Source organism: Tractidigestivibacter montrealensis, from assembly GCF_024741235.1.
Classification (GTDB): Bacteria; Actinomycetota; Coriobacteriia; order Coriobacteriales; family Atopobiaceae; genus Tractidigestivibacter; species Tractidigestivibacter montrealensis.
The window spans coordinates 404,987-419,133 of record NZ_JANSKA010000001.1 but is presented as its reverse complement, the minus strand read 5'-3'; the positions used below and the strand labels follow the sequence as shown (position 1 = coordinate 419,133).

The window sequence follows — 14,147 nt, the reverse complement described above, 5'->3', positions numbered from 1 at the left end:
GCCTACTCCTTCTTCTGTGCCTTGGCCTCGTCCATGTAGCTGTACAGCGTGTACTTCGAGATGCCAAAGTAGTTGCATACCTTCTGTCCGGCCTTGGTGATGAGGAACGCGCCGGAGTTGTTGAGGAAGCCGATTGCCCTGACCTTGTCGTCCCTGGTCATGAGGGCAACGGGCTTGCCCACAAGCCGCACGCTCTGGTCGATGAGCTCGTCTAGGAGGTCATTCACGTTGTGGGGGATGACCTCCGGCTCGTCTGTAGCGGGGCTGGCAAGCGCGGTGAAGTCCTTGAGCATGTTCTGCAGCGCCATGATGGGCGTGGAGTCATAGTTGATGGCAAAGATTGCCACGGGCTTGCCCGTCTCGTCGCGGAAGAAGATCGTGCTCGAGCGTAGCTCGCGGCCGTCCTCGGTGCGCGTGTTGTAGGCAAAGTGGTCCTGGAGCTTGTCTGGGTCTGAGCTCAGGGCCTTAAGCACCACGTTGGAGGGGCCATCGCCGAGCTTTCTGCCAGAGACCTGGCCGTTCTCTATTGCGACGATGGTGCTGTCCGGATCCTTGGACTCCAGGTCATGGACAACGACCTCGCAGTTGCTTCCAAACTGTGCGGCAATACCCTTTGCAAGGCGAGAGAGAAATTCGACCTCGGACTTCTTCATGATTCCTCGATCCCTTTCTGGCGGGCCCGCTCAGTCGAGGCGCATGAGTTCTTAGCGCACGGGCGCGGGCTGCATGGCGCAGTTTTCTACATGGGCGGGGAAGCCAACAGTCAAGAAATACTAGCACCACGAGGGGCTTATTGAATGTAAGGGAACGCCTGTTTCAACGTAAACGCTTACGAACGCGATATGGTGTTGTCCAAGCACGGCGACATATCGTCCTTCCGCTCATTACCACCATGGGTTCCTCTGTCGTTGCGCCATAAACAATTCCCAGCTCATTGGTATTGTTTTCTCAAAAAGGCGTGCAGACTTGGTCAATCGGCGCGTCTACGTTAGTTTTCTCAAAATATAACGTTACCGTACACACCGGCAATCGACCGTACGCCGATGTTCTCCAGACCGCGACGAGCCGGACGCCAATTTGAAGCAAAATATTTGTTAGGTTGTATTACAAGAAGTGCGAAGTTTCGCCAATACGGTGATTTGCAGGAAGAGGCCAACGGGGAAGGACCTTGTACCTGCGCTTCGTTTGCAGCTGGGTAGTCGGGTGCCCATGCGGCGCAATCGCGTTCGCGCAACGCCCGGCCGTCGCGGCATGAGAGGGCCGCGATGAACACAGGTTGGGCCGTAGCTGATCTGCGGCATGTAGCAAGGAGGAGAGGTCCTATGCTACTTGTTGGAAACGGTCGGGTCGTAACCAGGGACCCCCAGGTGCCCTTCATCGAGGACGGTGCCGTTGTCATCGACCACGACAAGATCGTGGCAGTTGGCACGCGTGCCAAGATGGATGCCGCCTACCCCACGGCAGAGTTCATCGATGCCCACGGCGGCCTTATCATGCCCGGTCTTATCAACTGCCACACCCACATCTACTCCGGTCTGGCGCGCGGCCTTGCCATCAAGGGCTGCAACCCCACCAACTTCCTCGAGAACCTCGAGCAGCAGTGGTGGAACATCGACCGTCACCTCACGCTCGATGGCACGCGTGCCTGCGCGTACGTGACCATGATGGAGTCGTTCCGCAATGGCGTGACCACCATCTTCGATCACCACGCAAGCTTCCGCGAGATCCCCGGCTCCCTCTTTGCCATCAAGGACGTGGCGCAGGAGATGGGCATGCGTGCCTGCCTGTGCTATGAGGTCTCTGACCGTGACGGCAAGGAGAAGCTCGATCAGTCCATTCAGGAGAACGCCGACTTTGCCCGCTGGGCGGCCAGCCAGGACTCCGACATGATTGCTGCCATGTTTGGCGGGCACGCACTCTTCACGCTGCCGGACGAGGCGCTCGACCGCATGGTCGAGGCGAACAACGGCCTCACCGGCTTCCACATCCACGTGTGCGAGGGCATGAACGATGTCTACGACTCGGCCCAGAAGCATGGCTGCACGTCGATTCACCGCCTCCTCGACCACGGAATCCTGGGCGAGAAGACCATGCTCGGCCACTGCATCCACATCACCCCCGCCGACATGGACGTTGTTGCCGAGACCCACACCAAGATCGTCAACAACCCGCAGTCCAATGCCAACAACGCCGTGGGCACTGCCCCGGTGCTCGAGTTCTTCAAGCGTGGCATCACCGTGACCATGGGCACCGACGCCTACACCCACGACATGCTGCAGTCCCTCAAGGCCTTCGTGCCCCTGCAGCGCCTCAACTCCGCGCTGCCCAACGTGGCCTGGGGCGAGGCCATGACCATGCTCTTCAAGAACAACGCCGAGGTCGCCAACATGTACTTCGCCTCCAAGCCGCAGGGCAAGCCCCTGGGCGTGCTTGCGCCCGGTGCCGCCGCGGACGTCGCCGTGTTTGACTATCCGGCGCCCACGCCCATTGGCGCGGAGAACATCGATGGCCACATCCTCTTTGGCGTCGAGGGTCACGACTGCCGTACCACCATCGTGAACGGCCGCGTGGTCTACCATGACCGTGAGTTCACGGACATCGACAAGGATAGGATTGATACCTTTGTGCTCGACCAGTCCAAGAAGCTCTGGGGAGAGCTCAACGACCGCGAGTACTAGGCACCTTCCCGGCAGCGGCGCTCCAATGCCGCCGCTGCCACGACGTGCGCGGATCCCGTGGCGCCGCGCACGCCTCACGTCCCCACGGAAATGCGTTTCTGGAGAGGAATCGCAATGAGCGACATCATGCGTCCCATCCCGTTCGACCAGCTCATGGACTGGATCCTTACCGAGAAGAAGACCCAGGGAACCATCTTTGGCGAGTCTCGTCTCGCCAAGCTCGGCGGCCACGCCCGTCCCATCTTTGGCGAGAAGGTCGAGTCGCCCGTTGGCCCGGCTGCAGGTCCCAACACCCAGCTCGCGCAGAACATCATTGCCGCCTACGTCACTGGCGCTCGCTTCTTCGAGCTCAAGACCGTCCAGAAGATGGACGGCGCCGAGCTCTCTGCCTGCGTGAACAAGCCCTGCATCCTTGCTGCCGACGAGGGCTACAACTGCGAGTGGTCCACCGAGCTCACTGTGCCCTGCGCCTTTGACGAGTACGTCAAGGCGTGGGTTGCCTGCAAGCTCCTTGCCCAGGAGTTTGGCTTTGGCGACCCCGATGGCTTCGTCTTCAACATGTCGGTTGGCTACGACCTCGAGGGCATCAAGGGCGAGAAAGTCGACACCTACATCAACAACATGAAGGACGCCTCCAACACCCCTGTCTTCCAGGAGGCCATTGCGTGGGCCAAGGCCAACCTCGACCGCTTCCAGCACGTTGACGCCGCGTTTGTCGACTCCATCTCGCCGTGCGTCTCCCGCTCCGTCACCGAGTCCACACTCCACGGCTGCCCGCCGGCCGAGATCGAGCGCATCGCGACGCACCTCATCACCGAGAAGGGCCTGAACACCTACATCAAGTGCAACCCCACGCTTTTGGGTTATGAGTACGCGCGTAAGACGCTCGACTCGCTGGGCTTCGACTACATCGTCTTCGACGAGCATCACTTCAACGAGGACCTGCAGTGGGCCGATGCCGTGCCCATGCTCAACCGCCTCATCGCGCTGGCAAAGGAGCGCGGCGTCGAGTTTGGCGTCAAGCTCACCAACACCTTCCCGGTGGACGTCACCCGCTCCGAGCTGCCCAGCGACGAGATGTACATGTCGGGCCGCTCGCTCTACCCGCTCACTGTCTCGCTTGCAAAGCGCATTGCCGACGAGTTCGATGGCAGCCTGCGCATCTCCTTCTCCGGCGGCGCGGACGCCCTCAACGTTCGTTCGCTTGTCGACGCGGGCATCTGGCCTGTCACCGTGGCAACAACGCTCCTCAAGCCCGGTGGCTACCAGCACCTTGGCCAGATTGACGAGGCACTCGCCGGCATCGACGAGAAGCCCTTCTCGGGCGTTGATTCCGCCAAGGTTGCCGCCATCGTGGAGGACGCCCTCACCAACCCGCGCTATCGCAAGCCCGTCAAGCCTACGCCCGAGCGTCACGTGGGCCACGAGCTGCCGCTCATTGACTGCTTCACGGCTCCCTGCCGCGAGGATTGCCCCATCGAGCAGGACATCCCCGGCTACCTTCGCGCCTGCGAGGAGGGCCGCTATGCCGACGCCCTCAACATCATCCTCGAGCGCAACGCCCTGCCCTTCACCACGGGCACCATCTGCCCGCACACCTGCGGTAACTCCTGCATGCGCAACTACTACGAGGAGCACGTGCACATCCGCGAGTTCAAGCTTCTGGCTGCCGAGAAGGGCCTGGCTGAGGTTCTGCCCACGCTCTCCGCACGCGGCAGCGTGACCGGCCGCAAGGTGGCCGTCGTGGGCGCTGGCCCCGCTGGCCTTGCCACGGCGTCGTTCCTCTCGCGTGCTGGCGTAGACGTCACCGTGTTCGAGCGCACCGGCCAGCTTGGCGGAATCGTTCGTCACGTGATCCCGGGGTTCCGCATCTCCGATGAGGCCATCGATCACGATGTTGAGCTCTGCTCGGCATACGGCGCCACGTTCAAGACGGGTGTCGAGGTCACCAACGCGCGCGACCTTCTCGACCAGGGCTTCACCGACGTCGTGGTGACAATTGGCGCTTGGGCGCCGGGCCGTCCGGCCCTGCGCAGCGGCGAGGCGCTTGACGCCATCGACTTCCTGCGCGACTTCAAGGAGGATCCTGCCCAGTGCAAGCTCGGCTCTGACGTGGTGGTCATCGGCGGCGGCAACACCGCCATGGACGTGGCGCGTGCCGCCAAGCGCGTGCCCGGCGTGGAGCACGTGCGCCTGGTCTACCGCCGCACCCGTCGCTACATGCCCGCCGACGAGGAAGAGCTTGTCATGGCGCTCGAGGACGGCGTGGAGTTCATGGAGCTCCTCTCGCCGGGTGACCTTGCCAACGGCACGCTGACTTGCGAGGTCATGCGCCTTGGTGCGCCCGACGCCTCTGGCCGCCGCGCCCCCGAGCCCACCGGCGAGACCGTGGGCGTGCCTGCCACCTCTGTCATCACGGCCGTGGGCGAGCGCATCGAGCAGGGTCTCTATCAGGCCACCGGCTGCGAGCTGGACGAGAAGGGACGCCCCGTTGTCTTGGACTCCCTCGAGACCAGCGTGTCGCACGTCTTTGCCGCCGGCGACGCCCGTCGTGGTCCGGCCACCGTTGTTAAGGCCATCGCCGACGCCATGACCGTCACAACGGCCATTGCGGGTGCTTCCTTCGACGCCAAGGGCGAGGCAAACGTCGACCCCTGCTACGAGACGCCCCTCGCGTCCCGAGGAACCCTCGAGGCTGACGTCGCGTCGCTCGTCCACACGCGCTGCCTTGGCTGCGCCACCGTGTGCGAGACCTGCTGCGAGGTCTGCCCCAACCGCGCCAACGTTGCCATCCGCGTGCCCGGCATGCGCGAGCGCCAGATCGTTCACGTGGACGGCATGTGCAACGAGTGCGGCAACTGCGCCGTGTTCTGCCCGTACTCCGAGGGTAGGCCCTATCGCGATAAGCTCACCCTGTTCTGGAGCAAGGAGGACTTCGACGACTCCCAGAACGAGGGCTTCCTTCCCGTCGAGGGTGGCATGCTCGTGAGGCTCGACGGAACTACGGCAGTCTACGATGTGGACGACGTCGCCTGCAGCCTTCCCGAAGCGGTCCGCGCGACCATCGTGGCCGTGCGTGACGACTACGGATACCTGCTCGCCAGGAAGTAGGCACCCGGCGCCTTCGCGCCTCGAAGAACACACTGGCGGGGCGGCCGTGCGGCCGTCCCGCTGTAGCTCATATGGGGGACTGATTTATGGCACGTAGAAGAGACAGGGTTGCGGTTGTGAGGTGCGCAGGGGGACCCGCGCCCGACCGCTGCTCAGAGGGTTGTATCGGCTGCGGCTCATGCGTCGCCGCCTGCCGCATGCATGCAATAGAACTCAACGAGAACGGCGTGGCGCGTGTGAACCGCGAGGCCTGCATTGGTTGCGGCCTGTGCGCCCGCATGTGCGAGCAGCACATCATCGATATTGTCCCGCGCCACCAGCGCATCCAGGTGCTCTGCTCAAACCATGAGGTTGGCTCTGCGGCACGCGCGGTGTGCCAGGTGAGCTGCATCGCCTGTGGTGCCTGCGAGCGCGCCTGCACGTCGGATGCGGTCCACGTGACCGATAACCTAGCCGTCATTAGCCAGGACGACTGCATCTCCTGCGGCATGTGCGCGTCCAAGTGCCCGCGCGGGGTCATCCACGACGCGTTTGGCATTATCGCCAAGAGTCTCTAGGGAGGAGGAGAGATGGCAACCTACAGCTTCTTTGTGAACGGTCAGGAGATCACGACCGAGGAGAACAAGTCGCTCCTGCGCTTCCTGCGCGATGACCTGCATCTCACCTCCGTGAAGGATGGCTGCTCGGAGGGCGCCTGCGGCACCTGCACCGTGGTCATCGACGGCATTGCCACCAAGGGCTGCGTCATGACCACCAAGCTCGCCCAGGGCAAGCACATCCTCACCGTTGAGGGTCTCACCCACGAGGAGCAGGAGGCGTTCGTCTACGCCTTTGGCGCCGTGGGCGCCGTGCAGTGCGGCTTCTGCATCCCCGGCATGGTGATGAGTGGCGCCGCCCTGGTGCGCCAGAACCCCAACCCCACCGAGGAAGAGGTCAGGTGGGCAATTCGCGGCAACGTGTGCCGCTGCACCGGCTACAAGAAGATCATCGAGGGCATCCAGCTTGCCGCTGCCGTCCTTCGTGGCGAGAAGCAGATTGACGAGGACCTCGAGCGCGGCGATGACTACGGCGTGGGCAAGCGCGCCTTCCGCGTGGACGTGCGTCGCAAGGTCCTGGGCTACGGCAAGTATCCCGATGACCTCGACGAGCGCGACTTCCCGGACATGGCGTACGCATCTGCCGTGCGCTCCAAGTACCCGCGCGCCCGCGTTCTCAAGATCGATACCTCCAAGGCGGAGGCCCTGCCTGGCGTCCTGGGCGTCCTTACGGCCAAGGACGTGCCGGTGAACCAGGTTGGCCACCTCATCCAGGACTGGGACGTCTTTATCGCCGAGGGCGACATCACCCGCTTTGTGGGCGACGCCATCTGCCTGGTTGTTGCCGAGGACACCAAGACTCTCGAGCGTGCCAAGCGCCTTGTGCGTGTTGACTACGAGCCCCTCGAGCCCGTGCGCAACATCGCCGAGGCGAAGGCGCCCGACGCCCCAATCATCCACAAGAGCTTCAACGCCTTTGGCAACCTCGTTGAGCTGCACGACAACGTCTGCCAGAGCCGCCACGTCACCCGCGGCAACGCCAAGGAGGCCCTCGCGAACTCGGCCCACGTGGTCACGCACACCTTTGAGACCCCCTTCACCGAGCACGCCTTCCTCGAGCCGGAGTGCGCCGTTGCCATTCCCTACAAGGACGGCGTGAAGATCTTCTCGACCGACCAGGGCGCTTACGACACGCGCAAGGAAGTTGCCCACATGTTTGGCTGGGACAAGACCCCCGAGCGCGTGGTGGTCCAGACCATGCTCGTGGGCGGTGGCTTTGGCGGCAAGGAGGACGTCTCTGCCCAGCACCTTTCCGCGCTTGCCGCCTACCGCTTCAAGCGTGCGGTGAAGTGCCACTTCACGCGCCAGGAGTCCATCGACTTCCATCCCAAGCGCCACGCCATGCTGGGCACTTTCACCCTGGGCTGCGACGAGAACGGCAAGTTCACCGGCCTGGACTGCGAGATCAACTTCGACACCGGCGCCTACGCGAGCCTCTGCGGCCCGGTGCTCGAGCGCGCCTGCACCCACGCCGTTGGCCCCTACACCTACCAGAACACCGACATCCGCGGCTACGGCTACTACACCAACAACCCGCCCGCCGGTGCCTTCCGCGGCTTTGGCGTCTGCCAGAGCGAGTTTGCCCTCGAGTGCCTTATCGACCTCCTCGCCGACGAGGTTGGTATCTCACCGTGGGAGATTCGCTATAGGAATGCCATCGAGCCCGGCGAGGCGCTGCCAAACGGCCAGATAGCCGACTGCTCCACCGCCCTCAAGGAGACCCTGCTTGCGGTCAAGGATGTGTACGAGAAGAACGCAGACCACGCCGGTCTCGCCTGCGCCATGAAGAACTCCGGCGTGGGCGTTGGCCTGCCTGATGCTGGCCGCGCCAACATCCGCGTCGAGGGCGGCCGCGCCGTGATCTACTCGGCTACCTCCGACATTGGCCAGGGCTGCAACACCATCTTCCAGCAGGACGTTGCCGAGGCCACAGGCCTTCCCAAGTCTGCCATCGAGAACGGCGAGTGCTCCACCGAGGCCGCTCCGGACTCCGGCACCACCTCGGGTTCGCGTCAGACCGTCATCACCGGCGAGGCCGTGCGCGGTGCCGCCTTCCTGCTGCGCGACGCCATGCTTGCCGTCGAGCGCGGCCAGGAGGTTCCTGCGGCCCCCGTGTGCGCCCATGGAGACGGCGCCACCATCGAGTACGACGATGACACCCCCTACGTGGACAACCACCCGGGCGACCTCACGGCCGGCCACGCCGTGGTGCCCCAAGACCCGGTTGCGGCGCTCTCTGCGCTCGAGGGCCACGAGTTCCGCTATGTCTACTTCGAGCCCACGGACAAGCTGGGCGCCGACAAACCCAACCCCAAGAGCCACGTGTGCTATGGCTACGCCACCACCTGCGTGATTCTCGACAAGGACCGCCGCGTGAGCGAGGTCTACGCTGCCCATGACTCGGGCAAGGTCGTGAACCCCATCGCCATTCAGGGCCAGATTGAGGGCGGCGTCCTCATGAGCATGGGCTACGCGCTTACCGAGGACTTCCCGCTCAAGGACTGTGTCCCCCAGGCGCACTTTGGCACCCTGGGGCTTCTCCGCGCCAACCAGATTCCCCACATCGATGCCATCTACGTCGAGAAGGAACACCTGCTCCCGGTTGCGTACGGCGGCAAGGGCATTGGCGAGATTGCCACCATTCCCACGGCACCCGCCATCCAGAACGCCTATCACCGGGTCGATGGTGTGCTTCGTACCAAGCTTCCCCTTGAGGGGACGCCATATTCCCGCAAGAAGACGGCTGGCAAGGAGGCGGAAAAGTCCCGGTAACACGCGGATGCAACAATTCGTTTGCTCAACTGACGGTTTGATAGCGTTTGTCGGCGAAAGGCGGTAGGCATGGCCGAGTTGCTGAGAATGGAGAACATCAGCAAGCGCTTCGGTTCGTTCTACGCGAACAAGAACGTGACCTTCGACGTTCAGGAGGGGGAGGTGCACACCCTCCTGGGCGAAAACGGCGCAGGCAAGTCCACGCTCATGAACGTCCTCATAGGGCTTTACCAGCCCACCGAGGGCAAGATCTTCATGCACGGCAAGGAGGTGAGCATCTCCTCGCCGCGAGTGGCCGTGGGGCAGGGCATTGGCATGGTCCACCAGCACTTCATGCTCATCGATGATATGACGGGCCTCGAGAACATCATCCTGGGCGACAAGCGCCACAACTCGCCGCTTCTGCAGGAGGGCGAGGATCGCAAGACCGTTGAGGACATCATGGACCGCTACGGCCTTGAGATTGACCTCGACGAGAAGGTCGGCGACATGTCCATTGGCATGCAGCAGCGCGTTGAGATTATGAAGGTGCTGTTCCGCGGGGCAGACCTGCTTATCCTCGACGAGCCCACGGCCGTCCTCACCGACCTTGAGGTCGAGGGGCTCTTCGACATCATGCGTTCGCTCACTGCCGAGGGCAAGGGCATCGTCTTTATCTCCCACAAGATGCGCGAGGTCATGCGCATCTCCGACCGCGTCACAGTGCTTCGCCGCGGCGAGACGGTCGAGACGTTGCGCGTTGCCGACACCACCGAGCAGGAGCTCGCGGACCTCATGATTGGCCAGAAGTTCGTCGAGAACACCTACGAGAAGGTCACGGGCGCCACCAAGGACGAGTTCGTCCTCCAGAACGTCTCGTATCACCCCGAGATCAAGCATGGCGGCCTGAAGGACGTCTCGCTCACCATCCACAAGGGAGAGATCCTGGGTGTCGCAGGCATCGACGGCAACGGCCAGACGCCCCTGGCCGAGGTCGTGACTGGCCTGGTGAAGCCGGACTCCGGCAAGGTCATCGGCCCCGATGGAACAGAGATTGCGGTCTTCTCGCCCGAGACCTTCATCGATGCCGGCCTGGGCAACATCCCCGAGGACCGTAACAAGATGGGCCTTGTGGGAGACATGACCATCGCCGAGAACCTCGTGCTCAAGCAGACAGAGTCCGACCAGTTCTCCCTCGGCCATGGCAAGTGGCTCAAGATGGGCGAGATTCACTCCTACGCCGAGCGCCTGCGCGAGGAGAACGACATCCGCTGCACCTCCGTTGACCAGACGGCCCGCAGCCTCTCCGGCGGCAACCAGCAGAAGGTCATCCTTGCCCGCGAGCTTGAGGGGCACCCCAAGCTTCTTGTGGCGGTCTATCCCACCCGCGGCCTGGACATTGGCGCCACCGAGTTCATCCACAACCAGATCGTGGCCCAGCGCGACGCCGGGTGCGCGGTGCTTCTCATCTCGGCAGACTTCGACGAGGTGCTCAAGCTCTCCGACCGCATCGTGGTGCTTTTCGAGGGCCAGATCATGGGCACGTACCCGGGTGCGAATCCTCCCATCAAGGAGATTTCGCTCGCCATGGCAGGAAAGTAGGAGGGGGTTAACGTGGCAAAGAAGGCTCTGAGCCCGGAGGAGCGCAGCGAGAGGCGCCTGATGATCCTCACGCCGGTCGTCGCCGTGCTCCTGGCTCTGATCATTGGCGCAATCATCATCGCATGCCTGGGGAAGAACCCGCTCGAGGGCTATGCGGCCATGATCCAGGGTTCCCTGGGTGACGGCGCAAAGTTGAGCAAGACGCTCGAGCGCGCCTGCCCGCTCATCTTCACCGGCCTGTGCGCGGCGTTCGCCTACAAGTGCGGCGTCTTTAACCTGGGCGGCGAGGGACAGTTCATCATGGGTGCCTGCGCCACCGCAACGTGCGTGCTCGGCCTGGGGCTCGAGGGCCCTGCCGGCCTTGCGCTGGGGCTTGTCGCCGGCATCGTGGCTGGCGCCATCTGGGGGCTCCTGCCGGGCATCATGAAGATCACTCGCGGCCTCAACGAGATGATCACCACGATCATGCTCAACTACGTGGCCATGTACTTCATGGAGTACATCTACAAGAACGTCTACTCCGATAACGGCCTGCCCAAGACCATCGCCATTCCGCAGTCCGCGCGCCTGCCCGAGGTCTTTGGCACGCACGTGGGCGTCATTCTCGCCATCGTGCTGGGCATCTTCATCTGGTACGTCATCTTCCGCACGTCCTTCGGCTTCAAGATTCGCGCGGTTGGCATGAACCCCATTGCCTCGAGGGTCAACGGCTTCCCTGTGCGTCGCCTGGTTCTGCTCGCCTTCATCCTCTCGGGCGCCATTGCGGGCCTGGGCGGTGCCGTCGAGCTCCTCGGCAAGACCCCGTACCGCCTGGCCGATGGCTTTGGCTCGGGCTTTGGCTTTGACGGCGTGGCAATTGCCCTCATCGCTCAGCTCAACCCCATCGCTGCCATCTTCGTGGCGTTCTTCTTTGGCGTCCTCTCCACTGGCGGAACCATGATGCAGAGCGTCATTGGGGTTCCCACCGCCATCGTCGAAATCATCCGCGGCCTCATCATCATCTTCGCCGTCGCCGGCATGGCCGCCGTCAAGCTCCCCAAGATCAAGGCCTACGTCGCCGCAAGGCAGGACGCTAAGGCCAAGAAGGCCGAGGTGAACGCGTAATGGACTTCATGACTGCACTTCCCACCATCCTCAAGGCCATGACCATGGGCGCCGTGCCTATTCTGTTGGCGGCGCTAGGTGAGGTCTTCTCCGAGCGAGCCGGCCTCGTGAACATTGGCCTCGAGGGCGTTATGGCCATTGGCGCATTTGTGGGCTTCGCCGTTGGAAAGATGACCGGCAACCTTTGGGTTGGCCTTTTCGTTGCCATGCTCGCGGGTGTCCTCATCAACATGCTCTATGCGTTCTGCACGGTCACGCTCTGTGCCGACCAGGTGGTCACCGGTATGGCCATCAACATTCTGGCGCCGGCCATCGCGCTCTTTGGCTACAACCTCTTCGTTGGCTCCAACTCGGCCAATGCCACTGGCGACCAGATGGCGAGCATTGCCATTCCGGGGCTCTCGAGCATCCCCTTCATAGGCAACGCGTTCTTTAACCAGACGCTTCTTGCCTACCTGGCGTTTGTCCTGGTCCCCCTGGTGCGCTACTTCTTCAAGCACTTTCGCGCCGGTCTCTCCTTCCGCTCTGTGGGCGAGAACCCCCACGCGGCCGAGACCCTTGGCATCGACGTCGTGCGCGTTAAGTACCTGGCCTGCATCGTCTGCGGCGCGCTCACCGCTGCCGGCGGCGCGTTCCTCACCCTGTGCTACACGCCCATCTACACAGACGGCATCGTGATGGGGCGCGGCTTCATCGCCCTGGCAACGGTCATCTTTGGCCGTTGGAGCGCGCTTGGCGTACTGGGTGCCAGCCTGCTCTTTGGCTTCTTCGACGGCCTCAACGTGGCGCTCCAGGCCCAGTTCCAGGCTGCGCCGGTCATGTTCTTCAAGATGATCCCGTACATCTTCACCATCGTGGCACTCATCTTCTTTGGCTCCAAGCACGCCGGCCCCAAGGCAAACGGGCAGCCGTACTTCCGCGAGCAGCGCTAGTCCACAGCGGCACCCGGCCCGTCACCGAGGGGTGGGTGCCGCTTAGGTTACTCTGTGGTTTCATTCCCCTTGCGTACGAGTAACGTTCAGAGGGGAGAGTTTGGGATGAGGGGCGCACCCTGCGCCTCTCGCAACGGAGGAAGGAAAGGGCACATCATGAGTGAAAACAAGAAGTCTCTGTCCGCCGCTATGCTCGACAGGCGCCAGGCCATCGCCCTGGGACTCGGCAGCGTGGGTGCGCTCGCCCTTGCCGGCTGCGGTGGTTCTGGCTCCAGCTCCAGCTCGTCCGATAGCTCCGCCTCTGGGTCCGATTCCGAGCAGAGCAGCTACAAGGTCGCCATGATTATGAGCGGCATCATCACCGACGGCGGCTGGGATCAGGGCCACTATGAGTCCCTCAAGAGGGCCCTGGAGTCTCACCCCAAGTGGACCATGCTCGAGCCCAAGGAGAACACCGCTGACGCCGACGCTGCAACCGCGGCGCAGACCTACGTCGATCAGGACGTCGACCTCATCATCGGCAACGGCAACCAGTTTGCCTCCGACTGGGCAGAGGTTGTCGCCGACGCGGCCGACAGCCACCCCAAGGTTCACTTCCTGATCACCAACACCGACCCCACAGCCGAGATGACCGACTACGAGACCCTCGATCCCGTCGAGACGGTTCTTCCCGACTTCAAGCAGACGGGTGCTCTCGCCGGCGTGGTGGCTGGCCTCATGACGCAGACCAAGAGCATCGGCTTCATCGGCGGCATGAAGCTCCCCTCCACGATTACCAAGTACTCCGCATACCTGGCGGCTGCTCAGAAGATTGACCCGTCGATTCAGGGCCAGTACAACTTCGAGGCCGGCTTTACCGATGCGTCTCTCGGCACCAACCTCACGCAGCAGTGGATTGCCTCCAACAACGTCGACGTCATGTGGGGTGACGCCTCGGCTGTCGACAACGGCGCACGCCAGGCGCTCGAGGCCGCCGGTGCCGACACGCACTTCGACATCGCGCAGCCCATCGACATCGTGGGTGCCGACCAGCCCACCGTTGTGACCTCCACCGTCACCGACTGGATGATTGGCCAGGCCATGGACGAGATCGAGTCCGGCTCCTTTGGCGGCGGCAAGGCCATTACCGGTAACATGGACAACGGTGGCATCACGCTTGGAAAGTTCTCTGACAAGGTCTCCCAGGACGTTCAGGACAAGATCAAGGAGTACTCCGAGCAGATCAAGGCCGGCACCTTCGTCACCGACGATGAGGTCTCTGCCATCCAGAACACGCTCTAGGACGTTCACCGCATCAGGGGCCGCTTCCTTCGGGGGCGGCCCTTTTTTGGCTGTATACTCCTGTGAAAGGTAATACCAATCGGTTCATTGCT

9 protein-coding genes are annotated in these 14,147 nt (G+C 62.9%); 8 read left to right on the top strand and 1 reads right to left on the bottom strand.

Features of this window, described 5'->3' with window-relative positions; all coding sequences use genetic code 11:
* Positions 1–2 precede the first annotated feature (2 nt).
* Positions 3–653: a helix-turn-helix transcriptional regulator gene (locus NVS32_RS01725; protein WP_258498448.1), complete on the bottom strand. Its 651-nt coding sequence runs from the start codon at positions 651–653 to the stop codon at positions 3–5.
* Positions 654–1,322: 669 nt separating this feature from the next.
* On the opposite strand from NVS32_RS01725, the gene ssnA reads away from it, so the two are divergent.
* The 8 genes from ssnA (at position 1,323) to NVS32_RS01685 (ending at position 14,055) form a co-directional block, all read left to right on the top strand.
* Entirely contained in the window at positions 1,323–2,678 is a 1,356-nt protein-coding gene (gene ssnA, locus NVS32_RS01720) for a putative aminohydrolase SsnA (protein ID WP_258498447.1), read from the top strand.
* 114 nt (positions 2,679–2,792) lie between these two features.
* Positions 2,793–5,789, top strand: a complete 2,997-nt coding sequence (ygfK, locus tag NVS32_RS01715) for a putative selenate reductase subunit YgfK (RefSeq protein WP_258498446.1) — start codon at positions 2,793–2,795, stop codon at positions 5,787–5,789.
* 86 nt (positions 5,790–5,875) lie between these two features.
* A complete protein-coding gene (locus tag NVS32_RS01710) occupies positions 5,876–6,346 on the top strand; it encodes a 4Fe-4S binding protein (protein ID WP_258498445.1) in 471 nt (156 codons plus the stop codon).
* 12 nt (positions 6,347–6,358) lie between these two features.
* A complete protein-coding gene (gene xdh, locus NVS32_RS01705; RefSeq protein WP_117651920.1) occupies positions 6,359–9,157 on the top strand; it encodes a selenium-dependent xanthine dehydrogenase in 2,799 nt (932 codons plus the stop codon).
* Between the two features lie 69 nt (positions 9,158–9,226).
* Positions 9,227–10,738, top strand: a complete 1,512-nt coding sequence (locus NVS32_RS01700; RefSeq protein ID WP_032110472.1) for an ABC transporter ATP-binding protein — start codon at positions 9,227–9,229, stop codon at positions 10,736–10,738.
* A 12-nt stretch (positions 10,739–10,750) separates the two neighbouring features.
* Positions 10,751–11,842: an ABC transporter permease gene (locus NVS32_RS01695; protein WP_042088908.1), complete on the top strand. Its 1,092-nt coding sequence runs from the start codon at positions 10,751–10,753 to the stop codon at positions 11,840–11,842.
* Complete coding sequence (locus NVS32_RS01690) at positions 11,842–12,774, top strand: ABC transporter permease (protein WP_032110471.1); 933 nt, start codon at positions 11,842–11,844, stop codon at positions 12,772–12,774. Before NVS32_RS01695 ends, NVS32_RS01690 begins: the two co-directional genes overlap by 1 nt.
* A gap of 156 nt (positions 12,775–12,930) precedes the next feature.
* On the top strand, positions 12,931–14,055 hold the full coding sequence (locus NVS32_RS01685) for a BMP family lipoprotein (RefSeq protein WP_052009803.1): 1,125 nt from the start codon (positions 12,931–12,933) through the stop codon (positions 14,053–14,055).
* The last annotated feature ends 92 nt before the right edge of the window (positions 14,056–14,147 follow it).

Bases quoted from the DNA above. Each gene is read 5' to 3' on its own strand.
- NVS32_RS01725 (WP_258498448.1), bottom strand. From the start codon at position 653: ATGAAGAAGTCCGAGGTCGAATTTCTCTCTCGCCTTGCAAAGGGTATT.
- ssnA (WP_258498447.1), top strand. From the start codon at position 1,323: ATGCTACTTGTTGGAAACGGTCGGGTCGTAACCAGGGACCCCCAGGTG.
- ygfK (WP_258498446.1), top strand. From the start codon at position 2,793: ATGAGCGACATCATGCGTCCCATCCCGTTCGACCAGCTCATGGACTGG.
- NVS32_RS01710 (WP_258498445.1), top strand. From the start codon at position 5,876: ATGGCACGTAGAAGAGACAGGGTTGCGGTTGTGAGGTGCGCAGGGGGA.
- xdh (WP_117651920.1), top strand. From the start codon at position 6,359: ATGGCAACCTACAGCTTCTTTGTGAACGGTCAGGAGATCACGACCGAG.
- NVS32_RS01700 (WP_032110472.1), top strand. From the start codon at position 9,227: ATGGCCGAGTTGCTGAGAATGGAGAACATCAGCAAGCGCTTCGGTTCG.
- NVS32_RS01690 (WP_032110471.1), top strand. From the start codon at position 11,842: ATGGACTTCATGACTGCACTTCCCACCATCCTCAAGGCCATGACCATG.
- NVS32_RS01685 (WP_052009803.1), top strand. From the start codon at position 12,931: ATGAGTGAAAACAAGAAGTCTCTGTCCGCCGCTATGCTCGACAGGCGC.